The organism is Neorhizobium sp. USDA 3394, assembly GCF_056280385.1.
The window spans coordinates 358,562-384,857 of record NZ_JBWCDU010000001.1 but is presented as its reverse complement, the minus strand read 5'-3'; the positions used below and the strand labels follow the sequence as shown (position 1 = coordinate 384,857).

The 26,296-nt window shown below is 63.2% G+C and carries 25 protein-coding genes; 5 read left to right on the top strand and 20 right to left on the bottom strand.

What is annotated here, in order from left to right; translation table 11 throughout:
* Positions 1–27 precede the first annotated feature (27 nt).
* From ACZ9EJ_RS01580 to ACZ9EJ_RS01540, 9 genes are all read right to left on the bottom strand, one after another.
* Positions 28–1,077, bottom strand: a complete 1,050-nt coding sequence (locus ACZ9EJ_RS01580; RefSeq protein WP_046639473.1) for a dipeptidase — start codon at positions 1,075–1,077, stop codon at positions 28–30.
* 92 nt (positions 1,078–1,169) lie between these two features.
* Positions 1,170–1,847, bottom strand: coding sequence for a phosphoribosyltransferase (locus tag ACZ9EJ_RS01575; RefSeq protein ID WP_046639472.1), 678 nt, complete (start codon positions 1,845–1,847; stop codon positions 1,170–1,172).
* A gap of 9 nt (positions 1,848–1,856) precedes the next feature.
* The gene (locus ACZ9EJ_RS01570) at positions 1,857–3,644 is read right to left on the bottom strand and encodes an adenine deaminase (RefSeq protein WP_046639471.1); all 1,788 of its coding nucleotides are present in this window, start codon (positions 3,642–3,644) and stop codon (positions 1,857–1,859) included.
* Positions 3,641–4,582, bottom strand: a complete 942-nt coding sequence (locus ACZ9EJ_RS01565; RefSeq protein ID WP_046639470.1) for a nucleoside hydrolase — start codon at positions 4,580–4,582, stop codon at positions 3,641–3,643. The genes ACZ9EJ_RS01570 and ACZ9EJ_RS01565 overlap by 4 nt, the downstream gene beginning before the upstream one ends.
* Before the next feature lie 11 nt (positions 4,583–4,593).
* Positions 4,594–5,619, bottom strand: a complete 1,026-nt coding sequence (locus ACZ9EJ_RS01560) for an ABC transporter ATP-binding protein (protein WP_046628945.1) — start codon at positions 5,617–5,619, stop codon at positions 4,594–4,596.
* Positions 5,612–6,394, bottom strand: a complete 783-nt coding sequence (locus ACZ9EJ_RS01555; RefSeq protein ID WP_037077537.1) for an ABC transporter permease — start codon at positions 6,392–6,394, stop codon at positions 5,612–5,614. The genes ACZ9EJ_RS01560 and ACZ9EJ_RS01555 overlap by 8 nt, the downstream gene beginning before the upstream one ends.
* Positions 6,391–7,233: an ABC transporter permease gene (locus ACZ9EJ_RS01550; RefSeq protein ID WP_046639469.1), complete on the bottom strand. Its 843-nt coding sequence runs from the start codon at positions 7,231–7,233 to the stop codon at positions 6,391–6,393. The genes ACZ9EJ_RS01555 and ACZ9EJ_RS01550 overlap by 4 nt, the downstream gene beginning before the upstream one ends.
* 99 nt (positions 7,234–7,332) lie before the next feature.
* Complete coding sequence (locus ACZ9EJ_RS01545; protein WP_046639468.1) at positions 7,333–8,367, bottom strand: ABC transporter substrate-binding protein; 1,035 nt, start codon at positions 8,365–8,367, stop codon at positions 7,333–7,335.
* Positions 8,364–9,461, bottom strand: a complete 1,098-nt coding sequence (locus tag ACZ9EJ_RS01540) for a LacI family DNA-binding transcriptional regulator (RefSeq protein WP_046639467.1) — start codon at positions 9,459–9,461, stop codon at positions 8,364–8,366. Before ACZ9EJ_RS01540 ends, ACZ9EJ_RS01545 begins: the two co-directional genes overlap by 4 nt.
* A 152-nt stretch (positions 9,462–9,613) precedes the next feature.
* Between ACZ9EJ_RS01540 and ACZ9EJ_RS01535 the strand changes: the two genes are divergently transcribed.
* Positions 9,614–11,041 (top strand): amidase, encoded by a 1,428-nt coding sequence (locus ACZ9EJ_RS01535; RefSeq protein ID WP_046639466.1) that lies wholly within the window; start codon positions 9,614–9,616, stop codon positions 11,039–11,041.
* A gap of 130 nt (positions 11,042–11,171) precedes the next feature.
* On the opposite strand, the gene ACZ9EJ_RS01530 is transcribed toward ACZ9EJ_RS01535, so the two are convergent.
* Complete coding sequence (locus ACZ9EJ_RS01530) at positions 11,172–12,089, bottom strand: LysR family transcriptional regulator (protein ID WP_046639465.1); 918 nt, start codon at positions 12,087–12,089, stop codon at positions 11,172–11,174.
* A 114-nt stretch (positions 12,090–12,203) separates the two neighbouring features.
* On the opposite strand from ACZ9EJ_RS01530, the gene ACZ9EJ_RS01525 reads away from it, so the two are divergent.
* Complete coding sequence (locus tag ACZ9EJ_RS01525; RefSeq protein WP_046639464.1) at positions 12,204–13,379, top strand: acyl-CoA dehydrogenase; 1,176 nt, start codon at positions 12,204–12,206, stop codon at positions 13,377–13,379.
* A gap of 94 nt (positions 13,380–13,473) precedes the next feature.
* On the opposite strand, the gene ACZ9EJ_RS01520 is transcribed toward ACZ9EJ_RS01525, so the two are convergent.
* Positions 13,474–13,968, bottom strand: a complete 495-nt coding sequence (locus ACZ9EJ_RS01520; protein ID WP_046639463.1) for an SRPBCC family protein — start codon at positions 13,966–13,968, stop codon at positions 13,474–13,476.
* A gap of 11 nt (positions 13,969–13,979) precedes the next feature.
* Positions 13,980–14,453 carry a VOC family protein gene (locus ACZ9EJ_RS01515; protein WP_046628929.1) on the bottom strand — a complete coding sequence of 158 codons (474 nt, stop codon included), beginning with the start codon at positions 14,451–14,453 and terminating at the stop codon, positions 13,980–13,982.
* Between the two features lie 218 nt (positions 14,454–14,671).
* On the opposite strand from ACZ9EJ_RS01515, the gene ACZ9EJ_RS01510 reads away from it, so the two are divergent.
* The 3 genes from ACZ9EJ_RS01510 (at position 14,672) to ACZ9EJ_RS01500 (ending at position 18,077) form a co-directional block, all read left to right on the top strand.
* Entirely contained in the window at positions 14,672–15,253 is a 582-nt protein-coding gene (locus tag ACZ9EJ_RS01510; protein ID WP_046639462.1) for a cupin domain-containing protein, read from the top strand.
* A 159-nt stretch (positions 15,254–15,412) separates the two neighbouring features.
* Positions 15,413–16,849 (top strand): NAD-dependent succinate-semialdehyde dehydrogenase, encoded by a 1,437-nt coding sequence (locus ACZ9EJ_RS01505; protein ID WP_046639461.1) that lies wholly within the window; start codon positions 15,413–15,415, stop codon positions 16,847–16,849.
* A gap of 127 nt (positions 16,850–16,976) precedes the next feature.
* Complete coding sequence (locus tag ACZ9EJ_RS01500) at positions 16,977–18,077, top strand: DNA alkylation repair protein (protein WP_046639460.1); 1,101 nt, start codon at positions 16,977–16,979, stop codon at positions 18,075–18,077.
* A 249-nt stretch (positions 18,078–18,326) separates the two neighbouring features.
* On the opposite strand, the gene ACZ9EJ_RS01495 is transcribed toward ACZ9EJ_RS01500, so the two are convergent.
* From ACZ9EJ_RS01495 to ACZ9EJ_RS01460, 8 genes are all read right to left on the bottom strand, one after another.
* Positions 18,327–19,349 carry a sulfate/molybdate ABC transporter ATP-binding protein gene (locus tag ACZ9EJ_RS01495; protein WP_046639459.1) on the bottom strand — a complete coding sequence of 341 codons (1,023 nt, stop codon included), beginning with the start codon at positions 19,347–19,349 and terminating at the stop codon, positions 18,327–18,329.
* Positions 19,346–20,233: a sulfate ABC transporter permease subunit CysW gene (gene cysW, locus ACZ9EJ_RS01490; RefSeq protein ID WP_046639458.1), complete on the bottom strand. Its 888-nt coding sequence runs from the start codon at positions 20,231–20,233 to the stop codon at positions 19,346–19,348. Before cysW ends, ACZ9EJ_RS01495 begins: the two co-directional genes overlap by 4 nt.
* Positions 20,234–20,235: 2 nt before the next feature.
* Entirely contained in the window at positions 20,236–21,057 is an 822-nt protein-coding gene (cysT, locus tag ACZ9EJ_RS01485; RefSeq protein ID WP_046639457.1) for a sulfate ABC transporter permease subunit CysT, read from the bottom strand.
* An 80-nt stretch (positions 21,058–21,137) separates the two neighbouring features.
* Positions 21,138–22,136 carry a sulfate ABC transporter substrate-binding protein gene (locus tag ACZ9EJ_RS01480; RefSeq protein WP_046628910.1) on the bottom strand — a complete coding sequence of 333 codons (999 nt, stop codon included), beginning with the start codon at positions 22,134–22,136 and terminating at the stop codon, positions 21,138–21,140.
* Positions 22,137–22,346: 210 nt separating this feature from the next.
* Positions 22,347–22,550, bottom strand: coding sequence for a DUF1059 domain-containing protein (locus ACZ9EJ_RS01475; RefSeq protein WP_037077586.1), 204 nt, complete (start codon positions 22,548–22,550; stop codon positions 22,347–22,349).
* Positions 22,551–22,648: 98 nt separating this feature from the next.
* Positions 22,649–23,542, bottom strand: coding sequence for a 3-hydroxyisobutyrate dehydrogenase (gene mmsB, locus ACZ9EJ_RS01470; protein WP_046639456.1), 894 nt, complete (start codon positions 23,540–23,542; stop codon positions 22,649–22,651).
* Between the two features lie 26 nt (positions 23,543–23,568).
* Positions 23,569–24,648 (bottom strand): enoyl-CoA hydratase/isomerase family protein, encoded by a 1,080-nt coding sequence (locus tag ACZ9EJ_RS01465; protein WP_046639455.1) that lies wholly within the window; start codon positions 24,646–24,648, stop codon positions 23,569–23,571.
* A 13-nt stretch (positions 24,649–24,661) separates the two neighbouring features.
* Positions 24,662–26,257 (bottom strand): GMC family oxidoreductase, encoded by a 1,596-nt coding sequence (locus ACZ9EJ_RS01460; RefSeq protein WP_046639587.1) that lies wholly within the window; start codon positions 26,255–26,257, stop codon positions 24,662–24,664.
* Positions 26,258–26,296 lie beyond the last annotated feature (39 nt).

Sequence of the window (26,296 nt, the reverse complement as noted above, 5' to 3'; positions counted from 1 at the left end):
TTATTGGACCTCTGGGGAAAACCAGCCCTATTCGTGCCAGGCCTTCCCCAAAACTCTGAGCCAGTTTTCCCGGCATAGCTTTTTCAGCTCTGCGTCAGCGTAGCCCGCTCCCTTGAGCGCCGCAACCAGATTTTGATTTCCCGCAGCATCATGTATTTCTTCGGGAATCGAGGCGCCGTCGAAGTCCGAACCGAGCGCCACGTGATCGATGCCCATGCGTTGCACCAGGTGGTCGACATGGCGCACCATATCCGAAAGCGGCGTGGCGACATTGTCGCGCCCGTCGGGGCGCAGCATGGTTACGGCATAGTTGAGACCGACGAGGCCGCCGCTTTCCTTGATCGCATCGAGCTGTTTGTCGGTGAGGTTGCGGGCGACCGGCGTCAGCGCATGCGCGTTCGAATGGCTGGCGATCAGCGGCTGGTCGGAAGTCTTGGCGACATCCCAGAAACCTTTTTCGGTGATGTGGGCGAGATCGATCAGGATGCCGAGCGTGTTGCAGGCCCTGACCAGTTCGAACCCGTGGCCGGTGAGGCCGGGGCCGGTGTCGGGCGACATCGGATAGGCGAAGGGCACGCCGTGACCGAAGATGTTGTGTCGGCTCCAGACGGGCCCGAGCGAACGCAGGCCGGCGGCGTGGAAGACTTCGAGATTGTCGAGATCCGGATCGATCGCCTCGCAGCCCTCCATGTGCATGACGGCGGCAAAGATACCGTCTTCCATCGCCTTGCGGATGTCGGCGGTCGAACGGCAAAGCCGCCAGGCGCCGGCGCGGTCGAGGCGGAGCGCAATCGACGCCATTTCGAGCGCGGTCGTCAGCGACGGAAGATGATCGAGCGGGACGGACAGCGGCGTGACGTAATGGCCGTTCTGATCGGGTTCCTTGAGCACCAGTTCGCCGGATGGGATGTAGATGGCGCAGAGACCGCCTGCGAGCCCGCCGGCCTTGGCACGCGGCCCGTCGATATGGCCGTTCGGCGTGCCGTTTACAAATTCGGCAATCGGGTCGCCGCCTGCCTTCATGTTCCGCCAGAGCCGCAGGAGCACGTCGTTATGGCCGTCGAACACCAGTTCCATGAAGTTTATTCCCGATTTTCTTGTGAAAGTTCCAAGGTGAGCAATGCGGCGATCCTAGCCAGCCGCTCCTCTTTCGCAAGCCGGAAAACGCGTCAGGCCATCCAGCTCCCCTCGCCCGCCTTCTTCAGCATCGGGGTCCTGAAAACGCTTGTCACGCGCGGCCGCCATTCGGGGCCGAACGCATCGAGCTTGTCGTGCCAGCGCTCCGATTGCAGCATGGCCGCACCGATGACCACCGGCTCGATGCCGAGCGAGGCCATCAGCGTCAGCCCGGAGACGATCGAGGTGCCGCTGGAAATCACGTCGTCGACGAGCGCGACACGCTTGCCCTTTATCAGCGGCAGCATGCGCGGATCGACATAGAGGCGCTTCTGCTGTTCGGGCGTGGTGATCGAGGAAAGTGGTACGGAAAGGCTCTCGTCGTACCAGAATTTTCGCGAGGTCCCGAGCGGTACATAGCGCGTGTAGCCCAACGCGCGGGCGACGGCGGCGGCAAGCGTCAGGCCCAGCGTCGGCAGGCCGACGATGACTTCCGGGCGAAAGGCCGCGATCTTCGGCGCCAGGTCGGCGGCAAGCGCGTCCTGTACGTCGAAACTCGCCTGGTTGATGATCAGGGAGGCGAGCGCATGCTCTCCGTCGGCGAGCGGCCGGATCGGCAGCCTGATCTGGCTGCCGTCATCGAGCGTTGCCGGGAAGTAGCCGGAAAACGGCCCCGCCCGATCGAACGACCCTGCCGGATGGACGTCCTGCCAGAAATCATGCGGCTGCATTCGCTTTTCCTATTCGAGAATTTCGAGGATCGGCGATTCCAATAGCGTGCCGGTGGCGACGTCGGCAATGCCGCGATCCGTCTGGTGTGGGCCGGGATTGCAGGCAAGCGTCGCGCCGAAACAGGCCTTGAACACGAGATAGGGCGGCTGCCAATCGACGAGACCATCCATGGCAGCGCGGATTTGTCTGAAACCTTCGGCCACCTCTGCCATCGGCGCCTCCGAGACGAGGCCCGAAAGCGGCAGCGGCAACAGCACTTCGACCTTGCCGCCGGTTGCCACCGCCATACCGCCGCCGGCCTCGATCACCGCATTCGCGGCAGCCGCCATGTCGGCCGGGTCGGACCCGAAGACGGTGAGGTTGTGGCTGTCATGGGCAAGCGTGGTGGCGAAGGCGCCTCTCCACGTGCCCCAGCCGGTCAGGAACCCAAGACGGGTGCGGCTGTCGGCCCGGCCGTGGCGGTGGGTCACGGCGATCAGTGTCGTGCCTTCCGGGGGTACCACGTAACCATCGACGACATCCGCATCCGTCTGCCCCCAGTTCGTGAAGCGCGGACGATCGATCGTCGCCAGCCTGACTTTGCGGCCCTTTGCGGGCAGTTTGAAATCGTCCGCCTGAAGCGGCTTGAGCTTGACCGAATCTTGCAGAAGGCAGGGGTCGGTCCCATGGAGATCGACCGTCATGACGCCGTCGCGCGCGATCAGCGTGCCGCTGGCAAAGACATGGCGGGCGCGGAAATCCGCGAGATCCTCGAAGAGAACGATATCGGCCCGGCGACCTGCAGCAATCAGGCCGAGGTCGGGACGACCGAGGCGCGCCGAAGCGTTGAGTGTGGCCGCCTGCAGCGCCCATTCCGGTTTCATTCCATAACGCACCAGCCGGCGCACCACGTCATCGAGGCCTCCGCCCTCAACGAGATCGTCCGGAAAGACGTCGTCAGTGCAGAGCGTCACCGTCTGCGGCAGACGCCCGAGCGCGTTGAGCGCCTCGACGAATTCCGGCAGCAGGTGATCATGGGATCCACGCATCTCGATCGTCAGGCCCGCACGCAGCTTGGCCATCAGGTCGGCGCCGGAGACGAGTTCGTGGTCCGAAGTAATGCCGGACGCCATGAAGGCGGCAAGGTCCGGCCCGACGAGACTGCGGGCATGGCCGCAGACCAGCTTTTCCGACACTAGCGCCGCCTGGACGATGGCGCTCATGCGCGGATCGCGGTCTATGACGCCGCGCATGTTCATGACCTCGGCAAGCCCGCCGATCTTCGGCCAGAACAGCATTTCCTCGATCGTCGCGGCGTCGAAATCGGCGCCGGCCATTTCGAGGCCGGGCGCCGACGGTACGCAGGAGGGCGCCAGAACGACGGCACGCAGCGGCAGCGGCTTCACCGCCTCCAGTGCCCAGGCCACGCCTTCGGTCCCGTGCACATTGCCGAATTCATGCGGGTCCCAGACGACGGTCGTCACGCCGCGCGGCAGCACGGCGCCGGCATAGGTCGCCGGCGTCACCATCGAGCTTTCGATATGCATATGCGTGTCGATGAGACCGGGCGAGATGAACGCGCCCGTCGCGTCGACGATCTCCGCGGCATCGGAGCGGGAGCCGGTCTCGTGGACGCTGGCGATCACCGGTCCGACGAGGCCGATATCGGCCGGGCGCAGCTCGCCCGTCACCATGTCGACCAGCGTGCCACCCGATATCAGGATGTCGAACGGTGCATCGCCGCGCGCGGCGGTGACGGCGCGGTCCCGTAAGGCCGGTTCGGTAAATTCCTGTACGCTCGAGATGATACTCTTCACCAGCTTGCCTCTGCCCGCAGTGTTTCAAGAATGACGGCTTTCGCCTTCCCGACGTCGATATCGACACCATAGGCCGCATTGAATTCGCCCCGGCCGGTGCGCGTCTCGATGACGGTGCGGCCGCGTGTCAGCGTGCCGGAAAGCTCGACATCGATGCGCGCCTCGCGCCAGGTGACGTGTTCCGGGAAGGCGAAGGCGACGGCCGCGACCGCATCGTAGAGCGCCATGGCCGGTCGGCCGCGGCTGGTGGCGATCTCCACGAACCCGGCCAGCAGGTCGGCAACCAGTTCGGCATTACGCCCGCCGGCAGCCCGGATCGGCGCAACATCGTCCGGCGCACAGAGCACCTTGCGGCAAAGATCGAGATCGACCATCCGCAACGGGATCTTGTGGGCAATCACGATCGCCAGTGCTTCCGGATCGGCAAAGGCATTGAACTCCGCGGACGCGGTATGATTGCCGGCGGTAACGCCGCCGCCCATCCAGGTGAGATCTGTGATTCTGGCCGCGAGATCCGGCCGGGCGAGCGCCACTGCCGCGATATTGGTGAGCGGTCCAAGCGCCATGATGCGGCGTTCGCCCCCCTCTTCACCATCACCTTTGCCCTTTTCGAGCCAGGAACAGAGCGCCTCGAAGGCATCGGTATGAAACGCATCCGGCGCTTCGGGCAAGGCCCGGCCCGTGGTCGGGATACCGGTCTGGCCTAGTATGCCTGTCGCAGTCTCCATTTTAGCCAGCACGGGTGCAGCGCGTCCGGCATGGACCGCGAAGGGCCAGACGAAAGCGGAGGCCGCGCCGGCTGCATTGCGGCGGACATGTTCGATAGGCGCGTTACCGAAGACAAGTGAGACGCCGTCGACGCCAAGCCCCGCATGCGCTGCGACCATGATCGCAGCGATGTCGTCGAAACCCATGTCCGTGTCGATCCAGATACCCATGTCGGCGGATCCTACACGAATCGCGAGAGCGGCGCGGCCTTTTCGGCCGGAAGGTCGAAGGCAAGAGCATCGCCCAGCGCATGCGCCGGCTGGCTTGCCTCCACCTCGGCCTTGATCGGACCGAAGGAGCTGTCGAGCAGGTATTCGCGGCTGTCGCCGGCAAAGGATGTACCGCGCACGGTGCCCTGGAAAGGACCTGTTCCCAGGGTCACCATACGCGGCCGCCAGGCAAGACCCGCCGCTGAAGGGGGCTTGCCCGAGAGATCGATGAGACCTGCGCTGGTCTTCATCTTTCCGTTTTCGAGCGGGAAAATGTTTTCGAACCCGACGAAGTCCGCCACGAAGGACGATGTCGGACGGTTGTAGATGTCTTCCGGCGAACCGATCTGCTCTATCTTACCGCTCTTCATGACCACAATACGGTCGGCGAGCGCCAAAGCTTCGGCCTGGTCGTGGGTGACGAAGATCATCGTCACGCCGGTTTCCTTCTGCACCCGCTGCAGCTCGGTGCGCATTTCCAGGCGAAGGCGGGCGTCGAGATTGGACAGCGGCTCGTCGAGCAGCAGAACCTTCGGCTCCATCACCATCGAACGGGCGAGCGCGACGCGCTGCTGCTGGCCGCCGGAAAGCTCGGCCGGCTTGCGGTTGGCGAACGTCGAAAGGCCGACGGATTTCAGGCCGGACTCGACCTTGGTCTCGAGCTCCGGCCCACGCATTCCCTTCAGCTTCAGCCCGAATGCGACGTTTTCGTAGACCGAGAGATGCGGAAAGAGCGCATAGGACTGGAACATCAGGCCGACGGCGCGTTTGTTGGCGGGCACGCGGGTGATGTCGGCGCCGTCGAGGCGCACATGGCCGCTTTTCACCGCCAGCAGGCCGGCGATCGCCCGCATCGTCGTCGTCTTGCCGCAGCCCGACGGGCCGAGCAGTGCGATCAGCTCGCCCTTGCGGATGTTGAGATCGAGGTTGGCGACGGCGACGGAATCGCCATAGGCGAGCGTCAGCTTTTCGAGCGAGAGATAGGACGCGTCAGACATAGCGGGAGAACCCCAGGAAACGTTCGGCAATGAAGACGATGCCGATGGAGAGGAAGGCGAGCAGCGAGGAGAGCGCTGCGACGGAGGGATCGAAGACGATTTCCATATAGGCGATCATATCGACCGGCAGGGTGCGCACGCCGGGTCCCGAGAGGAACAGCGAGACCGGCACCTGGTTGAAGCTGGTGACGAAGCCGAGAATGAACGCCGACATGATGCCGCCGCGGATATTCGGCATCACCACCCGGAAGAAGGCCCCGAGCCGCGAGGAGCCGAGCAGCACGGCTGCTTCCTCGATATCGGAGCGCAGGTTGTCGAGGCTCGCCGAGACGACGCGCACCGCGTAGGGCAGCACCAGCGCCGTATGGGCGAGGAACAATGCCAGCGTGATGCCGACCTGGAAGGGCACGACGATGTAGCGCAAGAGCGCCAGGCCGACGATGATGCCCGGCACGATGATCGGCGCCGAAACGATGGTGCGCACGATCTCGGCACCCGGCAGCTTGTAGCGCGACAGGGCGTAGGAGGCCGGAATGCCGAGGACAAGCGCCGCCGCCGTGCCGCCGATCGCCAAAAACAGCGACATGCCGAACGAGGCGCGGAAACTTTCGACCGTGAAGACCTTTGCGATCCAGCGCAGCGAAAAGCCCTGCGGCGGGAAGGCAAGCGTCTCGCCGGCCGAGAAGGAGGCCGCGACGATGATCAGGAACGGCCCGATCAGGAAGGCGATCACCAGCAGGAGCGTGATCGGAATGAAGAGGCTGCGCGCGGTCATGCCTGGCTCCTCTGCTTGTTGCGTGCAGTCGCGACGCGCTTGAGGAGGATGTTCGCAGCAAAGCTCATGACGATCAGGATGAAGGCAATGACGCTCGCCGCGACGAAATTGTTGGAGACCGCAACCTGCTGGTAGAGCAGCGTTTCGAGCATCAGCACCTTGGAACCGCCGAGGATGGCGGGGGTGATGTATGCGGTCAGCGAGCCGGTGAAGACCAGCGTGCCGCCGATCACGAGGCCTTCCTTGGTGAGCGGCAGCACCACCTTCCAGAACACCTGGAACCAGTTGGCGCCGAGCACGCGGGCCGCCGGAATGGCGTCCTTCGGCATGTTCTCAAGCGCCGAGATCAGCGAGATGATCATCAGCGGCAGGAAGAGCTGCAGCAGGCCGATGAAAATAGCCGTCTCGGAGAAGAGGATGCGTAGCGGCGCCTCGGTGATGCCGAGCGCTAGGAAAGCCTGATTGACGATGCCGGTGCGACCGAGGATGACGATCCAGGCATAGGTGCGGGCGACCGGCGAGATCATCAGCGGCAGCACCACGAGACCCGTGACCTTGCCCTTGGCGCCGGGCTCCAGGCTGACGATCGCGAACGCCGCTGCATAACCGATCACCGCAGAGGCGACGGTAACGAGGGCCCCGAGCCTGAGCGTGCGCAGGAAGACCGTCTGGTTCAGCGAGTTTGAGAAGAAATCCGTATAGGCGGAAATCGTCCAGCCCCCGGCGGGACTGCGAAAGCCATCCGATAGCAGGATCACGACAGGCACGAGAAACACCGCCGCCGCGAAGATCGCGGCCGGCAGCGCAAGTGCCAGCGCTTCAGCCCTGTTCTGGAACATGGTGTTCGATCCTGTTCAATAAGTCGGGATGCGGTCAGGCATTCGCGCGCTGCCCGCATCCCTCAGCCTTGGGAGGCTATTCCGTGATTGCGTTGACCCTTACTGGCCGACCTTCTCGTTCCAGGTCTTGATCCAGCCGGCACGGTTGTCGAGTGCGACGGCGGACGGGATCAGCTTCAGGCTCTTTGCCGTTTCCTCGCCATAGGTGAGGTTGTTGGCGATCGCCTCCGAAAGCTTGACATCCTTGTTGGACGGGCTGTCGATCAGCTTTTCGGCGAGCTTGGTCTGGACTTCGGTCGAGAGCCAGAAATCCATGAACTGCAGCGCGAGGTCGCGGTTCTTGGAGCCCTTGGTGACGGTCATGACGTTCATGCCGCCCGTCTGGCCTTCCTTCGGCATGGCCCAGGCGATCGGGAAGCCGAGCTTGGTGAAGGGAGCCCAGGTGAAGCGGCCGATCGGCGCTGCCCAGATTTCTTCCTGCTGCATCAGCTGCACCAGCTGCGACGACTTTTCGTAGAAGGTGACGATCTCGCCCTTCTTGGCTCCAACCGCTTCGATCGGAGCCTTCAGGTCCGGGGTGTCCTTGGCAAGCGCCAGGCCCAGCATGTAGAGCGCCGGCGGGCCCTGGTTGGTGGTGACGTTCGGCCATGCGACATGGCTTGCATATTCCGGCTTCAGAAGATCGGCCCAGCTGTCGATCTTCATCTTGTCGGAGCGATAGGCGATCGAGGTGGCATAGAACGTGTAGCCGACGCTCATGCCGTCGCCGTTCGGATCCTTGGCAATGTCATAGAGCTTGCCGAAATTCGAAAGCTTCGAGGTGTCGACCTTGTCGATCAGGCCGGCGCGCGAGGCAGCGAGCGCATCCGCCATCGAGATGACGGCCATGTCGACGACCGGGTTGGCCTTGTTGGCTTCCATCTTGGCGAGGCGCTCGACGCTGTTGCCGGTCTCGACGACCAGCTTGCAGCCGCAGATCTTCTGGAAGGGATCGTAGACGATCTGCTTGTATTCGTCCTGGGCGAGCGCATAGACGGAAATCGTCAGCGTCTTTTCCTGGGCCTGGGCCGGGGTTTGCGCGGCACCCATGGCGAGCATCAGGGCGGTGCCCGACGCAAGAATGACCTTGTTCATGATGTGATTTCTCCTGCTGTCGGCTTGTTGGGGGTTGGGGCATGCAAATTCGGAATGCGACCGGCGTGCGGGGCGGCCGTCGACTGGCGCACGATGAGCTGCATCGGGACGCGGTCCGTCTCGGAGATAACGTTGCCGGTCGAAACCTCCTCGGCTCCGTTCTCGGCCTCTCCCTCCGGCTCGATCGCACGGATCAGCGCGGCAATCGCCAGATCGGCGATCGTGGCCATGTCCATGCGTACCGTGGTGAGCGCCGGCGTGACGACCGCCGACCAGATGAGGTCGTCGAAACCGGTGACGCTGACCGTTTCCGGCACGCCGATCCCGGCGCGCTGCAGCTCGGTCAACGCCCTAAGGGCCGAAAGATCGGAGACGGCCGCAAAGGCCGTAAAACCCGCCCGGGCCTTGTCCGCCAGACCGAGCGGGCAACCTTCGCCCGACACCGCCTCGACTTTCTCGATCCACATCGTATCGCATTCGACCTGCGCACCAAGGCCGGCCTTCAGCCCTCCGATACGGTCGTTCTGCACGTTCGAGGAGGCACTGGTGCCGATCAGCAGCACCTTGCGGTGGCCAAGCTCGGCAAGATGGCGGCCCATCTGGCTGCCGCCGTCCCAATGGTCGGCCGAAACGGTATTGCCGGGCGTGGAAGGCGTATCGATGACGGCAACGGGACAGCCGACATCGGCGATCCGCGTGCCGCGCCGGGGAACGATGACCATGCCGTCGACGCCGCGTTCCAGAAGTCGGCCGATCGCCTCGGTCTGTGCCGCGATATCGCCGCGGGAGTCGGCGATGAGCACGCCATAGCCGGCATTCGAGGCGGCGTTCTCGATCGCCTGGGCAATCTGCGGGAAGAGCGGGTTGGCGATATCCGGCAGGACGAGCCCGAGCACGCCGGTGCGGCCGGTGCGCAGCGCCCGGGCGGTCAGGCTCGGCACGTAACCGAGCTCGCTTGCCTTGGCCCTCACCTTCTCGATAAGCTCCGGCGACACGCGTCCCTTGCCGGAAAGCGCATTCGACACGGTCGCCGCCGACACGCCGAGGGCGGCAGCGATGGCGCTCATGTTCGGTCCGGGACGAGGTAAAGCCATAGGATGCTCTGATTAAACGTTTAAGCAAGAATACTTTGCTCGAAAGGCTTTGTCGAGTCGTTTGTAATTGTGGGCCGACGCTATCCCACATCCTGTCTTGACTCCTCGACCTCCACCAGTGGAAATCCTCGGAGATTCATGAGGGAAGAGTGATGCAGGACGACGAGATAACCGGCCTTTCCGCGACGGCACTTTCGGAAGCCATCCACGACGGTCGCGCCTCCTGCGCCGACGTGATGACGGCCTATCTCGAACGGATCGACAGGCTCAATCCGGCGATCAACGCGATCGTCAGCCTGCGCGGCCGGGACGAGCTTCTGGCCGAGGCGACGGAACGCGACGCAGAACTTGCTTCAGGCAAATCGCGCGGCTGGATGCATGGCATGCCGATCGCCATCAAGGATCTCTGCGAAGTGAAGGGCATCCGCTGCACCTATGGCTCGCCGATCTTTGCCGATTTCGTGCCCGAGAAGGACGAGGTGATGGTCGAGCGCATTCGCGCGGCCGGCGCGATCATCATCGGCAAGACCAACACCCCGGAACAGGGGCTCGGCTCGCAGAGCTACAATCCGGTGCACGGCGTCACGAGAAACCCCTATGACCTGGCCAAGACGGTCGGTGGCTCGAGCGGCGGCGCGGCGGCCGCCCTTTCGGCACATCTCCTGCCGGTCGCGGATGGCGGCGACATGATGGGCTCGCTGCGCAACCCCGCAGCCTTCAACAACGTCGTCGGCTTCCGCCCGAGTTTCGGTCGCGTCCCCACCTCGCTGAAGCTGGAGAACTTCATGGGCCAGCTCTCCGTTCTGGGTCCCATGGGCCGCACGGTGCGCGATGTCGCCGCCCTGCTTTCGACCCAGGCCGGTTACGATCCGCGCGATCCGCTATCCCTGCCGACCGAGGACCTGACGCCGCAGGAGGGCCGCGATTTCTCAGGCGCCCGCATCGCCTGGCTCGGCGATCTCGGCGGTTACCTGCCTTTCGAACCCGGCGTGCTGGAACTCTGCCGGTCGACGCTTCCGGTCTTCGAGCGGATCGGCTGCGCGGTGGACGAGTTCGCTCCGGACTTCGACATGGACGACCTCTGGCGCTCCTGGACGACGCTGCGCAGCTGGCTGACCGCCAGCAGCATGCGCGACAATTACGACGATCCGGAAAAGCGCGCCAAGATGAAGCCCGAGATCATTTGGGAAATCGAGCGCGGGCTCGACATGACGGCGCGCGAGGTGCATTTCGCCTCGAAACGCCGCAGTGCCTGGTATCAATACCTGCTGACCGTGTTCGACCGCTACGACTACCTGATCCTGCCGTCCGCCCAGGTCCTCCCTTTCGATGCGGAAACCCATTGGCCAAAGGAGATCGGCGGCCGGGTGATGGACACCTATCACCGCTGGATGGAGGTGGTGGTCCCCGCCTCGATGGCCGGTCTGCCGGTCGCCGCCATGCCCGCCGGCTTTGGTGCAAACGGCCTGCCCGCCGGCATCCAGATCATCGGCCGGCCGCGCGCCGACAAGGCGGTGCTGGAGATTGCGTTGGCTTACGAAGCTGCGACCGAATGGCTGGAGAAGCGGCCAAGGCTTTAACAGAGGCCGCGCGACAAACTTAACCCTCCCCCTTGTGGGGAGGGTGGCCGGCAGGCGGGAGGGGTCTAAATGCGGAGCGAAGGCCCCTCCCCAACCCCTCCCCACAAGGGGGCGGGGCTCCACGCACAGCCTACCACCCAACCACCTCTTCCCGATATCGCCCGACCTCCTCGATCAGCCACGCCCGAAACGCGACGACCGGCCGGAAATCCGCCTTGCTGAGCGGCGCCACCGCATAATAGGCGCTGGTGCTGCGCACCTGATGCGGAAAAACCTCGACGAGCTGCCCGGCTGCAAGCTCCGAGTCGATCAGGAAGAGCGGCATCAACGCCACGCCGAGCCCCGCGATACAGGCCTGGGCCACGCTGCCGAACTGTTCGAAGCGCATGCCCTGCGATGATGTGCCGGCAATCCCGAGGCTCTCGAACCAGTGGTTCCATGCGCCTGGCCGAGAGGCCATGTGCAGCAGCGGCAGGCGCAACAGGTCCTCGCCCTTGCGGATCGGATGCGAGGCGAGGAATGCCGGCGATGAGACCGGCGCCACCATTTCCTCCATCAGGAAGGTGCATTCCGCCCCCGGCCAGTCCGGCTGGCCGATATGGATCGCCATGTCGATGCCGTCGCGATCGAAATCGAAGACGCCGATGCGGGTGGCGAAATTGAGCGTGATCTCCGGGTGCCTCGCGACGAATTGCGGGATGCGCGGCATCAGCCAGCGGGTACCGAAAGTCGGCAGGATCGCGAGGTTCAGCTGATCGCTATGCCGTTTGGTCATGACCTGCAATGAAGCGGATCGGATCTGCGACAGTGCGTTCGCCACGACCTTGGCGTATTCCGCGCCCGCCGAGGTGAGGCTGACGCCGCGGCTGCTGCGGTCGAAAAGCTGGATCCCCAGCTGTTCCTCGAGGCCGGAAACCTGCCGACTGATCGCCCCTTGCGTCAATGACAGCTCTTCCGCCGCAGCCGAAAAGCTGCCGAGCCGCGCGACGGAATCGAAGGCGGCGAGCGCCGAGGTGGAGGGAAGCAGTTTTCGCGAGAGGCTGACCATGGCCTATTACTATAGATCATGACCGGATGAGTAAACGGTGCTTGCTCTCGAGCGCCAGCTGGCGATAATTCTTCAAACTTCAAATTGCCCGATTTCAAACCGGAGGCGAGACCCGTGGCTTTTTCCTGGAACGATCCCTTTCTTCTCGAAGACCAGCTGACCGAAGAGGAGCGGATGATCCGCGATGCGGCGGCCGCCTTCGCCAAGTCCGAACTGATGCCGCGCGTCAATGAGGCCTATCTCGACGAGACGACGGACAAGGGCCTGTTCAAGCTGATGGGCCAGACCGGCCTGCTCGGCGTGACGCTGCCGGAGGAATACGGCGCCGCAAACGCTTCCTACGTCGCCTACGGCCTCGTCGCCCGCGAGATCGAACGTATCGACAGCGGTTACCGCTCGATGATGAGCGTGCAGTCCTCGCTGGTCATCTACCCGATCTTCGCCTACGGCTCCGACGAGCAGAAGAAGAAGTACCTGCCGGGCCTCGTCTCCGGCGAGCTGATCGGCTGTTTCGGCCTGACCGAGCCGGATGCCGGCTCCGATCCGGGCGGCATGAAGACCCGCGCCGAAAAGATCGAGGGCGGTTACCGCCTGCGCGGCTCGAAGATGTGGATTTCCAACGCGCCGATCGCCGACGTTTTCGTCGTCTGGGCGAAGTCGGAAGCCCATAACAACGAGATCCGCGGCTTCGTGCTCGAAAAGGGCATGAAGGGCCTTTCCGCCCCGAAGATCGGCGGAAAACTGTCGCTCCGCGCCTCGATCACCGGCGAGATCGTCATGGACAGCGTCGAAGTCGGCGAGGATGCGATCCTGCCGAACGTTTCGGGCCTCAAGGGTCCCTTCGGCTGCCTCAACCGCGCCCGCTACGGTATTTCCTGGGGCGTCATGGGGGCGGCGGAAGACTGCTGGTTCCGCGCCCGCCAGTACGGCCTCGACCGCAAGCAGTTCGGCAAGCCGCTCGCCGGCATGCAGCTCTACCAGAAGAAGCTCGCCGACATGCAGACGGAAATCACCCTCGGCCTGCAGGCTTCGCTGCGCGTCGGCCAGTTGATGGACCAGCACAAGATGGCGCCGGAAATGATCTCGATCGTCAAGCGCAACAATTGCGGCAAGGCGCTCGATATCGCCCGCCAGGCCCGCGACATGCACGGCGGCAACGGCATCCAGATCGAGTATCACGTCATGCGCCATTCGCAGAACCTCGAAACGGTCAACACCTACGAGGGCACGCACGACGTCCACGCGCTGATCCTGGGCCGCGCGCAGACGGGTATTCAGGCGTTTTTCTAAGAGAGCGTTTCGCCTTTTCGGCAAACCGGCCCGGCCGCCTTCCAGCGCGCCGGGCCTTCTTATTCCCCGTTTCGGCCAAACAGCGATCGTGGGGTTAGGCGCTTGCACCCAGGGTGATGAGAAATTCATCCAGCTGCCCTAACTGTTCGGGCATCGCGCCTTCCATGCCGGCACAAGATTCGTCGGCCGCTTCCTTGGAAGGATAAAGTTCATGCAGGACCAGCAGCGTCTTACCGCCTTCCTCCTCCTCGAAGGTGACCGTCGTGACGGAACCGTCTTCGCTTTCGTCATTCGTCCAGACGAGGCGCGAAGGCGGCGACACTTCGAGATATTTGCCGAAGAAGGTCATCGAGCTGGAGGCGTCATGTCCGAACGTGACGCTATAGCCGCCTCCGGTGCGCGCATCCATCTCGCAGGCAAGAAGCGGAACGCCGCTGGATTTCGGTGCCCACCACTGCTTGAACAATTCCGGCTTGGTCCACGCATCGAACACGAGGCGAACCGGGGCGTTGAAGGTGCGCGTCACGACGAGTTCGCGCTCGGATCTCCGTTCGACCGCCGTGCGGCCGTCACTCGCTTTCTTGTCCATCGATTTTCTCCCTAACCCCGCCGGGCAGCCTCGATCGCCGCGACGTCGATCTTCTGCATCTTCATCATCGCATCAAAGGCGCGCTTCGCCTCGGCGCCGCCGACAGCAAGGGCCTCCGTGAGCACGCGCGGCGTGATCTGCCAGGAAATACCCCATCTATCCTTGCACCAACCGCATTCGCTTTCCTGCCCGCCGTTGCCGACGATGGCGTTCCAATACCGATCGGTCTCTTCCTGGTCTTCAGTCGAGATCTGGAAGGAAAAGGCTTCGTTGTGCTTGAAGATCGGGCCGCCGTTCAGGCCGATGCATGCCACGCCGGCAACGGTAAATTCCACCACGAGCACATCTCCCTGCTTGCCGTCCGGGTAATCCGCGGGCGCGCGCATTGCGGCGCCGACCTTGCTGTCCGGAAAAGTCTCGGCATAGAAGCGGGCAGCCTCCTCGGCATCCTTGTCGAACCATAGGCAGATCGTGTTCTTCGCCATTGCATTTCTCCCTTTTTATCCTGGTTGCCCGGTCGTCGGCGACGACCATATCTTAAAGACGCACGTACTTTCGGTAATCCGACATCCAGCCGAAAAAACTCAGGTCCCTTCACCAACCGCGCCGTTTTTCGTCATTGGAGAAATTCCCGCCTTCGGTGTATCAGTGATGCGCCGCCGCGATCGGGCGGCGAGAAAATGAGCAAAGGTCGTTTTGAAGAATGCACGCCATGGAAAATGCGGCGGAAGGGGCCGATGGCGGTTTCAATGTCGGCGAACGTCTTTGTCTGGTGCGCAAGCAGCACGGCCTGTCGCAGCGGGCGCTGGCGGTCAAGGCGGGCGTCACCCATTCCCTCGTCTCATTGATCGAGAAGAACAAGGTGAGCCCTTCGGTCGCCTCGCTGAAGAAGATCCTCGAAGCAATCAACTATCCGCTGACCGACTTCTTCGCGCTGACGCTGCCCCCGGTCGACCAGGTGTTCTACCGCGCCGATGAACTGACGCCGCTTTCGACCGGCGCATTGACGCTGCTGCAGGTCGGCGACGCCAAATCCCACAGCGTCCAGATTTTCCACGAATTCTACGAGCCAGGCGCCGATACCGGCGAGACCATGCTGCAGCACGAAGCGGAAGAAGGCGGAGTGGTCATCGCCGGAGAACTGGAACTGACCGTCGGCAGCCAGACCCGCATCCTTAAAAAGGGCGATGCCTTCCTCTTCGACAGCCGTCAGCCGCACCGATATCGTAACGTCGGAACCGAGCGCTGCGAGGTGGTAAGTGCCTGCACGCCACCCTATCTTTAGGAAGACCGAAGCCCGGATTTCACTCAGCACCTTTTGGACATTGCCAATGAACGTTGATTGTTGCTGTCAATTATTTTAGGTCAGAACCCAATATTCCCGCACCCTCTCCCAACGCCCCCCAAAAACGGCGTATCCAGCCTTGAAATGAAAGTGGACACCATGCACAGCTATCCCGACGTCAAGCTTTTCATCAACGGCGAATGGCGCGATGCCATCGGCGGCGAAACCATCGATGTTTCCGATCCCGCGACGGAAGAAGTGATCGGGAAGATCGCCCATGCCCGCAAGGCGGACCTGGATCTGGCGCTGGAAGCCGCCGAAAAGGGTTTCAGGATCTGGCGCGACACCTCGCCCTTCGACCGCTCGAAGCTGATGCGCAAGGCCGCCGACCTGCTGCGCCAGCGCGTAGATCAGATCGCCTATTACATGACCCGCGAACAGGGCAAGCCGCTCGCCCAGTCGAAGATGGAAGTCATGGGCGCCGCCGACACGATCGACTGGTTCGCCGAAGAAGCCCGCCGCACCTATGGCCAGATCATTCCGGCCCGCATGAGCGGCGTCTCGCAGATGGCGATCAAGCTGCCGGTCGGCCCGGTCGCCGCCTTCACGCCCTGGAATTTCCCGCTCAACCAGGTGGTCCGCAAGCTCTCCGCAGCCGTTGCGACCGGTTGCTCGATCATCGTCAAGGCGCCTGAAGAAACGCCCGCTTCGCCGGCCGAACTGATCCGCGCCTTCATCGATGCCGGCGTGCCGGCAGGCGTTATCAACCTCGTCTACGGCATTCCGGCCGAGATTTCCGAATACCTGATCCCGCATCCGGTCATCCGCAAGATCTCGTTCACCGGCTCCACCCCGGTCGGCAAGCATCTGGCGGCCCTCGCCGGCAAGCACATGAAGCGCGCCACGATGGAACTCGGCGGCCATGCGCCGGTGATGATCTTCGACGACGCCGATCTCGAAAAGGCGATCGAAGTGACCGCCATGTCGAAGTTCCGCAATGCAGGCCAGGTCTGCGTCGCGCCCACCCGCTTCCTCGTGCAGGACGGCATCGCCGACAGGTTCACCGCCGGCTTCGTCAAGGCGGCACAGGCGATCAAGGTCGGCAACGGCCTGGAAGAGGGTGTCGGCATGGGACCGCTCGCCAACGAGCGCCGCATCCCGGCCATGGAAGCGCTTATCCAGGACGCCATCACCCATGGCGGCGAGCTGAAGACCGGCGGCCACCGCATCGGTAACAAGGGCCACTTCTTCGAGCCGACCGTTCTTGCCGAGGTCCCGACATCGGCCAAGATCATGAACGACGAGCCCTTCGGCCCGGTCGCTATCATCAACCGCTTCTCGCACTATGACGACGCGATTGCCGAAGCCAACCGCCTGCCCTTCGGCCTCGCCTCCTACGCCTTCACCGGCTCGGTCAAGACCGCCCATGCGCTCAGCCGCCAGGTGGAAGCCGGCATGCTGACCATCAACCACAACGGTCTGGCCCTGCCGGAAGTGCCGTTCGGCGGCATCAAGGACTCTGGCTACGGCACGGAAGGCGGCTCGGAAGCCACCGAAGCCTATCTCGAAACCCGCTTCGTCAGCCAGATGAGCTGATACAAGGGCTTTCTGATGTGTTTCGACGCCGGTCGGTGCCTCTGCACCGGCCGGCGTTTTCTTTTGCCCTTGCCCGCATCGTTCGAGTCAAATACCAAAACAAACAGTGAACATCGGATGAAGCGCCATGGCCGAGACTGAAGCAACCCCGCTCCTGAAAGAAATCTTCAACCGTGATCGCCTTCGGAATTTCGCCGTCGAGACCAAGGCCATCTATCCCGGCTTCGACGGGGAGCGCTTTCTAACGCTCACGTCTGCAGGTCTCGACGATCTGAGCATCATGCAGCGCCTGCGTCAGATCGCAGTCGCCTACCACGCGGTCCTGCCCGGCGGGTTCGAAAAGAATATCGACATCCTGCGGGCACTCGCGCCGCGCATCAACCACGGCTTCGCCTCCATTGTTCTCCCGGAATATGTGGCGCTCCACGGCCATGACCATTTCGACCTGTCGATGGATGCGCTCGCCTTCTTTACCCGCTTCGGGTCATCGGAATTTGCCGTGCGTCATTTCCTCCTGAAGGACCTCGCCCGGACGCTGAAGGTGATGGAGCGCTGGTCGCGGGACGACAACGATCATGTGCGCCGGCTTTCGAGCGAAGGCTGCCGGCCGCGCCTGCCTTGGTCGTTCCAGCTCAAAGACCTGATTGCCGACCCCTCGCCCGTTGCGCCGATCCTCGAAAACCTCAAGAGCGACACGAGCCTTTATGTGCGCAAATCCGTCGCCAACCATCTGAACGACATTACCAAGGACCACCCGGCCTGGGTTTTCGACAGGATCGCCGAATGGCCGAAGGACGACCCTCGTACCGCCTGGATCGTGAAACAGGCGCTGCGCACGCTGATCAAGAAGGGTGATACCCGGGCCCTCCATTTCTTCGGCGCGGGCCACAAGGCGGAGGTGAAGATCGAGAGTTTTACGGTGACGCCGTCATCCCTGAAACTCGGGGGCGCGGTGAAAATATCGGCCAAGCTCGCGTCGATCGCGTCGGCGCCGCAGAAGCTGGTCATCGACTACGCGGTCCACTACGTGAAGAAGGCCGGCGGCACGTCCAAGAAGGTCTTCAAGTGGAAGGAGGTCACGCTCGGTGCGGGCGAAAGCTGCGAACTCTCGATCAGCCGCGCCATCCGCGACTTCACCACCCGCGTGCATTATGCCGGCCGGCATCCGGTCGAACTAATCGTCAACGGCGAGGTGTTGGCGGAGGGTGCGTTCGAGCTTCTGGCTTGAGCTTTTTCGGCCAAGTTTACGGGCGGCGCCCCCTCACCCCGCCTCCGCTTCGCTCGGCGGACCTCTCCCCGAGGGGAGAGGATAAACGGGGCGCCGGCGCCTTTTCCCTCTTCGGTAGAGAAGGAGCGGAGACAGTGCCTCATAACCCTCTTCTCCCCAGCGGGGAGAAGGTGGCCCGAAGGGTCGGATGAGGGGGCGTGCCGGCGCAGACGTATGCCGCCAAAATCTACTGCTTGTCAAAAACCCCCATCACCCCAGCGCAAACACCTTCGCCCTGCGCAGGGTCACGAAACCACCTTCGCCGGCCTTCAGTGCGCGTTCCGGCTCGACGTCGAATTCCAGCTGTTCGCCGGTCTCGGCAGTCGCCAGCACCCGTCGGCCGTCCGGGCGATCGAGGACGCGGGTGATGCTGGCCGGGATGCCCGGCCCCTGCGCGGACCAGTCGAGATCGGCGGGGCGGGCATAGAGTTCCGCCTTGCCGTCCGCCATGCCGGAAACGTCGATCGCCGCACCGCTTGCATAGGCCTTGCCGTCGCGCACTTCCGCGGCGAGCACGTTGGCGTCGCCGAGGAACTTCATCACGAAGGCGGATTGCGGATTGCGGCAGACTTCTTCCGCCGTGCCTTGCTGGATGATGTGGCCGTCCTTGAGGATGACGACGCGGTCGGCGAGATCCAGCGCCTCTTCCTGATCGTGGGTGACGAAGATGGTGGTGATACCGAGCTCTCGGTGGATCTCGCGCAGCCAGCGGCGCAGGTCGTGGCGTACATTGGCATCGAGCGCGCCGAAGGGTTCGTCGAGCAGCAGCACCTTGGGATCGACCGACAGCGCCCGGGCCAGCGCCACGCGCTGCCGCTGGCCGCCCGAAATCTGTGCCGGGAACCGGTCGCCCAGGCCTTCGAGGCGCACCAATCTCAAGAGTTCTACGACGCGCGCCTCGATCGCCACCTTCTCGCGCTTCACTTTCGAGACCTTCATGCCGAAGGCGATGTTTTCCGCCACCGTCATATGCGGAAACAGGGCGTAATGCTGGAAGACGAAACCGACGCCGCGGTCGCGTACCGGAATGTCGGTGGCATCCTGGTCGCCAAAATAGATATGGCCGCCATCGGCATATTCGAGGCCGGCGACCATCCGCAGGATGGTCGTCTTGCCCGAACCCGAAGGGCCAAGCAGCGCGACGAGTTCGCCGCTTTCGATCGTGAGCGAGACATCCCGCACGGCGCGAAAGGTTTCGAAGGTCTTGACGACGTTTTCGAGGCGGATTTTCATTGGGTTTTCTCCGCGGGATTGGCGACGAGAGCCGGGCGACGGACGCGGCCGGCTCCCTGGCGCTCCAGCGCCACCTTGGCGATGATGGTGAAGACGGCGATGAGCGCGAGGATCGAGGCGGCGGCAAAGGCGCCGGCCGCCTGGTAGTCGTGATAGAGCAGCTCGATATGCAGCGGCAGCGTATTGGTCTGGCCGCGGATATTGCCCGAGACGACCGAGACCGCGCCGAACTCGCCCATGACGCGGGCGTTGCAGAGAACGACGCCGTAAAGCAGCGCCCATTTGATGTTCGGCAGCGTCACCGAGAAGAAGGTCCGCCAGCCGGACGCGCCGAGCGAGGTGGCAGCTTCCTCAAGATCCCGGCCCTGCGCCTGCATCAGCGGGATCAGTTCGCGCGCCACGAACGGCGCGGTCACGAACATAGAGGCGAGGATGATGCCGGGGATCGCAAACAGGATCTTGATGCCGTACTCGTCCAGCGTCGGACCGAAGACGCCCTGCAGGCCGTAGACGAAGAGATAGGCGACACCCGCGACGATCGGCGAGACCGAGAACGGGATCTCGATGACGACCAGCAGAAAACGCCTGCCCCAGAAATCGAACTTGGTGATCGACCACGCGGCAGCGATACCGAAAGCGGTGTTGACCGGCACGGCGATGATCGCCGCAAACACCGTGAGCCCGATCGCATGCAGGGTGTCGGGATGGGTGATCGTGTCGCGGTAGACAGCCCACCCCTTCGAAAAGGCCTGGACGCCGATGACGACCAGCGGCGCTACGATCAGCAAGGCGACGATCACCAGGACGACGCCGATCAGCATCCGACGGAAGAGCGGCTGGTCGCCGACGCGGGGCGGCTTTCTGCCTGTACGGGTCGCGCTCATGGTCACCCTTTCACCGTGTAACGAAGCGCCCGCGACTGCATCCAGTTGGTGAGCGCAAGCATGACGAAGGCCGCGATCAGCAGCACCGAGGCGATGGCGGCGGCGGCCTGATAGTCGTATTCCTCCAGCCGGATGAAGACGAGAAGTGCGGTGATCTCCGTCGACATCGGCTGGTTGCCGGCGATGAAGATGATCGCACCGAACTCACCCAGCGAACGGGCGAAGGACAGGGACACGCCGGCGAGCAGCGCCGGGGTCAGAAGCGGCAGGATGACCTTGCGGAAAATCTGCCAGTCCGAGCCGCCAAGCGACTGCGCCGCCTCTTCCAGCGCCGGATCCAGATCCTCCAGCACCGGCTGCACGGTGCGCACGATGAACGGCAACGAGGTAAAGCACATCGCGATCATGATGCCGAGCGGCGTGTAGGCGACCTTGATGCCGAGGTCGGCGAGGATGGAACCGAACCAGCCGTTGGTGGTGAAAAGCGCCGTCAGGGCAATGCCCGCCACCGCCGTCGGCAACGCGAAGGGCAGATCGACCATGGCATCGACGATCCGCCAGCCCGGGAACCGATAGCGTGTCAGCACCCAGGCAAGCGCCAGGCCGAAGAACAGGTTGAAGACAGTGGCGCCGAGCGCCGAAAGCACGGTGACGCGGTAGCTCGCGAGCGCCCGGGAAGAGGAGATGATCCGCCAATAGTCCTCCGGGCCAAGGCTCGCGGCCTTGAAGACCAGAGCTGCCAGAGGCAGGACCACGATCAGCCCGACATAAAACAGCGTCACCCCCAGCGACAGGCGTAACCCGGGCAGGACATTGCGTCTCAAGCGATCGTTTCCTCTTTGCACGGCAAAGCCCGGCGAACTTTCGTTCGCCGGGCGAGGCTTGGTTGAAGTCCGATCTGCGCTTAGCGGCTGCCGTAGAGCTTGTCGAGAGTGCCGCCGGAGGCGAAGTGGTCCTTCTGGATCTTGTCCCAGCCGCCGAAGACGTCATCGACCTTGACGAGGCGGATCGCCGGGAACTGGTCCTTGAACTCGCCGGCGACCTTTTCGTTCTGGACGCGATGGCCGAACTGGGCAGCGATCCGCTGGCCCTCTTCCGTGTAGAGGAAGTCGAGATAGGACTTTGCGAGGGCTTCGGTGCCATGCTTCTTGGCAACCTTGTCGACCACAGCGACCGGGAATTCCGCGAGCAGGCTGACCGACGGGATGACGCTCTCGACCTTGGAAGCGCCATACTGCTTGGCGATGCCGCGGGTTTCGGCCTCGAAGGTGATCAGCACGTCACCGGTCTCGCGCTCGACGAAAGTGGTGGTGGAGGCGCGGCCGCCCGTATCGAAGACCGGGACGTTGTCGAAGATTTTGGTGATATAGGCTTCGATCTTCTCCGCGTCGCCCTTATAGGCTTCCTTGGCCCAGGCGTATGCCGCGAGATAGGTGTAACGCGCATTGCCCGAAGTCTTCGGGTTCGGGAAGACGGCATGCACGTCGGCGCGGGCAAGATCGCCCCAGTCCTTGATGTTCTTCGGATTGCCGGCGCGCACCAGGAAGGACGGGAAGGAATAGAAGGGCGAGGCATTGTTCGGGAATGCCTTGGTCCAGTCCTTGGCCACGAAGCCTTGTTTGGCAAGGAAATCGATGTCCGTCGACTGGTTGAAGGTCACGACATCGGCTTCGAGGCCTTCGGCGATCGAACGGGCCTGCTTCGAGGTACCGGCATGTGACTGGTCGATGGTAACGCCCGGATGGCTCTTGATGAAGGCCTCGTTCTCGGCGACGAACAGTTCGCGCGAAACGTCGTAGGAGGCGTTGAGCAGCTTCGTCGGAGACTGGGCCAGCGCGGGGCTAACAAAAAGCGCGGCCAGGGGAGCAACAAGTGCGGTGCCGAGGATCAGGAGGCGGTTCATGCAAGTCTCCGGTGTTGGATTGTGCCGGTGAAACTACCGGTACGCCCAGCAAACGGCGAGGAACCGCGGACTTTCCTTCGTTACGACGTTAGAATTTTTGTCCATTATCCGCCATAAACGGCGGAGCTTTTCGCGCGTCATCCAGACCGGTGCCGCTTCATGGAAAGAGGCAGCACCGGGGAGCGTCGGTAAAGCCCTGTCGCGGCATCGTCAGGCGACGGCGCGCGGGACATCCATCTCGTGGATGGCCTTCCTGATCTCCGTGCGGAATTCAGGAGTGTCCTGGTGACCATGCACTGAAATGGCATGCTGCACGGCTGCGTTGACGAGTTCATCCACATTGTCCGCCGCGATCGCAACGGTGCATTTCATCTCGCTCGGAAATTCGCGGCAATCGATGTATTGGCGTCCCATGTCTGCCTCCATCACAAGCCCTGAACCGACTGGCCAGAGGAAGGGAATTTACTCCCTTTGCGCAAAGGAAACAAACGTCGCCGGCCTGATCAATCGGCCTAGCTCGTCCCGCCCGCCTTTTCGCGCAGCATCTGGATGATGGCGGAGAAATCGTCCGCGCCGTGCCCCGCCCTTTCAAACTCGGCATAGAGCTCTGCCGCGTGGGCACCAAGCGGCGTGGCCGCGCCAGACTGTCTTGCGGCCTCCTGCGACAGCGTCAGGTCCTTCAGCATTAGCGCCGCGGCAAAGCCCGGCCTGTAGTCGTTATTCGCCGGCGAGGTCGGCACCGGACCCGGTACAGGGCAATAGGTAGTGAGCGACCAGCACTGGCCTGACGAGGTGGAGGCGACGTCGAACAGCGCCTGATGCGAAAGGCCGAGCTTCTCCGCCAGGCCGAACGCCTCGCAGACGCCGATCATCGAGATGCCCAATATCATGTTGTTGCAAATCTTCGCCGCCTGGCCGGCGCCGGCATTGCCGCAATAGACGATCTTCCTTCCCATCGCCTCGAGGATCGGCTTGCCCAAGGCGAACGCCTTTTCCGAGCCGCCGACCATGAAGGTGAGCGTGCCGGCCGCCGCTCCGCCGGTCCCCCCTGAGACGGGTGCATCGAGCGAAATGCAGTTCATGACATCAGCCAGTTCATGTGCCTTGCGGGCACTTTCCACGTCGATGGTCGAGCAGTCGATGACCAGGGTACCCTCGGGGATGAGGGTTGTGAGATCCGCCCACACCGCCGTGACGTGCGGCCCCTTCGGCAGCATGGTGATGACGCATTCCGCATCGCTCACCGCCTCCGCCAGGGTGCCGGCAGCCTTCACGCCCGTCTCGGCGGCGGCCTTCACCGACGCTTCCGACAGGTCGAAACCGCGCACCTCATGACCAGCTTTCACAAGATTGGCGGCCATCGGCCCGCCCATATTGCCAAGGCCAACGAAAGCGATCTTGCTCATGTCTTCCTCCCGTCGTCGTTGTTGTTTTAAAGCCTGTGATCCGGAAACAGCACCGGATGCCGCACAGCGAAATAGCGGTCGAGATCCGTGTCACTGACCTCCTCCAGCGTTGCCGGAGACCATTTCGGACTGCGGTCCTTGTCGATGATCGCCGCGCGCACGCCCTCGTAGAAATCGTGGTTGCGCAGGATTTCGGCCCCCGCGGTGAATTCCCGCTCCAGGCATTCGACAAGGCTCGAACTTTCGCGGCCGCGCCTGATAAGCCGAAGCGCGAGCTTGAGGCTGGTCGGCGAGCGCCTGGCGATGATGTCACGCGTCCTGATGGAGAATTCATCATCCTCTCTATTCAGGGCTTCCACAATCTCCTCGACGGTATCGACGCGGAAAACCCGGTCGACCAGGTCACGATGGGCTTCGAGCTGGCTTTCTCCCGGCGCAACGGCGAAACGATCGACCACCGCCCTCACCTGCTCGTCTGACGCGCCGCCTTTGAGTTCCCCCAGCGCCTCGACAAGCGGGCCGAGCCGCTCCGAAGGCACGTTCACATCGGCAAGATCGGCGTAGATGGCATCCGCCGCGCCGATGACCTCGCCCGTCAACCCGATCCAGGTGCCGGTTTCGCCGGGCGCGCGGGGAAGCAGCCAGGTGGCGCCGACATCCGGGACATAGCCGATGCCGGTCTCGGGCATGGCAAGACGGGTGCGTTCCGTGACGATCCGGTGTTTTCCGTGCGAGGCGACGCCGACGCCGCCACCCATGACGATACCGTCCATCAGCGCCACATAAGGCTTTTCGTAGCGGGAGATCATGTAGTTGACGGGAAACTCCTCGCGCCAGAATCGGGTAACGTCGGGATCGTCCGACTTGCCGCTCTCGTAGATGACCCGGATATCTCCTCCGGCGCAAAGCCCGCGCTCTCCCTCGCCTTTCAGGATGACACAGGAGATTTCCGGATCGTGTGCAAACTGCTCCAGCGCCTGCTTCATCGCCCGCACCATGGCGAAGTTCAGGCTGTTCAGCGCCCTCGGCCGGTTAAGCCGGATGACGGCGGCCGAACCGATGCGGTCGATGAGGACTTCGTCGCTCTGGGCAAGTGTGTCGGACATGCGTTTCTCCGGTCTAGCGATTGTCCGCCAGGATCATCTCGGCCGCCTTTTCGGCGATCATGATCGTCGGCGAGTTGGTGTTGCCGGAGACTATATTGGGCATGATCGAGGCATCGGCGATACGCAGCCTTCCGACTGCGCGCATTTTCAGGCGGGGATCGACGACGCTGTCCGGATCGGACCCCATCCTCGCGGTGCCGACCGGATGGAAGATCGTCGTACCGATATCGCCGGCCGCCCTTTCGAGATCGGCGTCGGTCTCGTACGAGGGGCCGGGCCTGTATTCTTCAGGATGATAGCGCGCAAATGCCGGTTTTTTGACGATCTCGCGGGTAATGCGGATCGACTTGACGGCAACGTCACGGTCGCCGGCGGTCGACAGGTAATTCGGATGGATGCCCGGCGCCGCGGCGAAATCCGGGCTTTTCAGATGCACGGACCCGCGGCTCTCGGGACGAAGATTGCACACGCTCGCAGTCATTGCCGGGAACGAGTGGACCGGTTCGCCAAACTTGTCGAGCGACACCGGCTGGACGTGATATTCGAGGTCCGGCGTCTCCTTGTCGGGACCGGATCTGGTAAATATACCGAGCTGGCTCGGCGCCATCGACATCGGCCCCGAGCGCCGGAAGGCGTATTCCAGCCCGATCGAGGCCTTGCCGATCAGGCTCGACGCCTTTTCATTGAGGGTCGGAACGCCGGTCACCTTGTAGACGAGGCGGAGCTGCAGATGGTCTTGCAGGTTCTCGCCGACAGCCTTGACCTCCTTGACCACCTCGACACCGGCATTGGCGAGCACGTCGCCGCGACCGATGCCGGAGAGTTCGAGGATATGCGGCGTGCCGATCGCGCCGGCGCTGAGCACGGTTTCGCGTTTCGCATAGGCCTTCTTCGCCACCCCATCATGCTGGAACTCTACGCCCTTCACCTCGCCGTTCTCGACGATCAGCTTTCGAACATGGGCCTTGGTCAGCACGGTCAGGTTCGGCCGCTTCATCGCCGGGCGCAGGAAGGCCTTGGACGTGTTCCAGCGGATGCCGGAGCGCTGGTTGACGTCGAAATAACTCGAACCCTCGTTGCTGCCGCGATTGAAGTCGTCGACGATCGGTATGCCGGCCTCTTCCGCCGCCTTCTGGAAACTGTCGAGCACCGCCCAGCGAAGACGCTGCTTTTCGATGCGCCATTCGCCGCCGGCGCCGTGCATCTCGTCGGCGCCCTTGTAGAAATCCTGGCTTTTCTTGAAGATCGGCAGCACGTCATCCCAGCCCCAGCCGATGCAACCCATCTGCCGCCACATGTCATAATCGTAAGCCTGGCCGCGCATGTAGATCATGCCGTTGATCGACGAGCAGCCGCCGAGGATCTTTCCACGCGGATAGGAGAGCGAACGGCCGTTCAGCCCGTCTTCCTTCTCGGTGGTAAAACACCAGTCGGTGCGCGGATTGTTGATGCAGTAGAGGTAACCGACGGGAATATGCACCCAATGATAATTGTCATTGCCGCCCGCTTCGAGGATCAGCACCCGGTTGCCCGGGTCCTTCGACAGCCGATTGGCCAATACGCAGCCGGCGCTGCCCGCCCCGATGACGATGTAGTCGTAATTTTCCATGCTCATGCCCCAGGGACAAGCGCCCCGCGAACCAAGCCC

Bases quoted from the DNA above. Each gene is read 5' to 3' on its own strand.
- cysW (WP_046639458.1), bottom strand. From the start codon at position 20,233: ATGAGCGCGACCCGTACAGGCAGAAAGCCGCCCCGCGTCGGCGACCAG.
- ACZ9EJ_RS01555 (WP_037077537.1), bottom strand. From the start codon at position 6,394: ATGACCGCGCGCAGCCTCTTCATTCCGATCACGCTCCTGCTGGTGATC.
- ACZ9EJ_RS01520 (WP_046639463.1), bottom strand. From the start codon at position 13,968: ATGGACAAGAAAGCGAGTGACGGCCGCACGGCGGTCGAACGGAGATCC.
- ACZ9EJ_RS01565 (WP_046639470.1), bottom strand. From the start codon at position 4,582: ATGGGTATCTGGATCGACACGGACATGGGTTTCGACGACATCGCTGCG.
- ACZ9EJ_RS01540 (WP_046639467.1), bottom strand. From the start codon at position 9,461: ATGGCTTTACCTCGTCCCGGACCGAACATGAGCGCCATCGCTGCCGCC.
- ACZ9EJ_RS01465 (WP_046639455.1), bottom strand. From the start codon at position 24,648: ATGTCCGACACACTTGCCCAGAGCGACGAAGTCCTCATCGACCGCATC.
- ACZ9EJ_RS01530 (WP_046639465.1), bottom strand. From the start codon at position 12,089: ATGGTCAGCCTCTCGCGAAAACTGCTTCCCTCCACCTCGGCGCTCGCC.
- ACZ9EJ_RS01500 (WP_046639460.1), top strand. From the start codon at position 16,977: ATGGCCGAGACTGAAGCAACCCCGCTCCTGAAAGAAATCTTCAACCGT.
- ACZ9EJ_RS01505 (WP_046639461.1), top strand. From the start codon at position 15,413: ATGCACAGCTATCCCGACGTCAAGCTTTTCATCAACGGCGAATGGCGC.
- ACZ9EJ_RS01550 (WP_046639469.1), bottom strand. From the start codon at position 7,233: ATGTTCCAGAACAGGGCTGAAGCGCTGGCACTTGCGCTGCCGGCCGCG.
- ACZ9EJ_RS01560 (WP_046628945.1), bottom strand. From the start codon at position 5,619: ATGTCTGACGCGTCCTATCTCTCGCTCGAAAAGCTGACGCTCGCCTAT.
- ACZ9EJ_RS01580 (WP_046639473.1), bottom strand. From the start codon at position 1,077: ATGGAACTGGTGTTCGACGGCCATAACGACGTGCTCCTGCGGCTCTGG.
- ACZ9EJ_RS01575 (WP_046639472.1), bottom strand. From the start codon at position 1,847: ATGCAGCCGCATGATTTCTGGCAGGACGTCCATCCGGCAGGGTCGTTC.
- ACZ9EJ_RS01460 (WP_046639587.1), bottom strand. From the start codon at position 26,257: ATGGAAAATTACGACTACATCGTCATCGGGGCGGGCAGCGCCGGCTGC.
- ACZ9EJ_RS01495 (WP_046639459.1), bottom strand. From the start codon at position 19,349: ATGAAAATCCGCCTCGAAAACGTCGTCAAGACCTTCGAAACCTTTCGC.
- ACZ9EJ_RS01510 (WP_046639462.1), top strand. From the start codon at position 14,672: ATGCACGCCATGGAAAATGCGGCGGAAGGGGCCGATGGCGGTTTCAAT.
- mmsB (WP_046639456.1), bottom strand. From the start codon at position 23,542: ATGAGCAAGATCGCTTTCGTTGGCCTTGGCAATATGGGCGGGCCGATG.
- ACZ9EJ_RS01535 (WP_046639466.1), top strand. From the start codon at position 9,614: ATGCAGGACGACGAGATAACCGGCCTTTCCGCGACGGCACTTTCGGAA.
- ACZ9EJ_RS01545 (WP_046639468.1), bottom strand. From the start codon at position 8,367: ATGAACAAGGTCATTCTTGCGTCGGGCACCGCCCTGATGCTCGCCATG.
- ACZ9EJ_RS01480 (WP_046628910.1), bottom strand. From the start codon at position 22,136: ATGAACCGCCTCCTGATCCTCGGCACCGCACTTGTTGCTCCCCTGGCC.
- ACZ9EJ_RS01475 (WP_037077586.1), bottom strand. From the start codon at position 22,550: ATGGGACGCCAATACATCGATTGCCGCGAATTTCCGAGCGAGATGAAA.
- ACZ9EJ_RS01515 (WP_046628929.1), bottom strand. From the start codon at position 14,453: ATGGCGAAGAACACGATCTGCCTATGGTTCGACAAGGATGCCGAGGAG.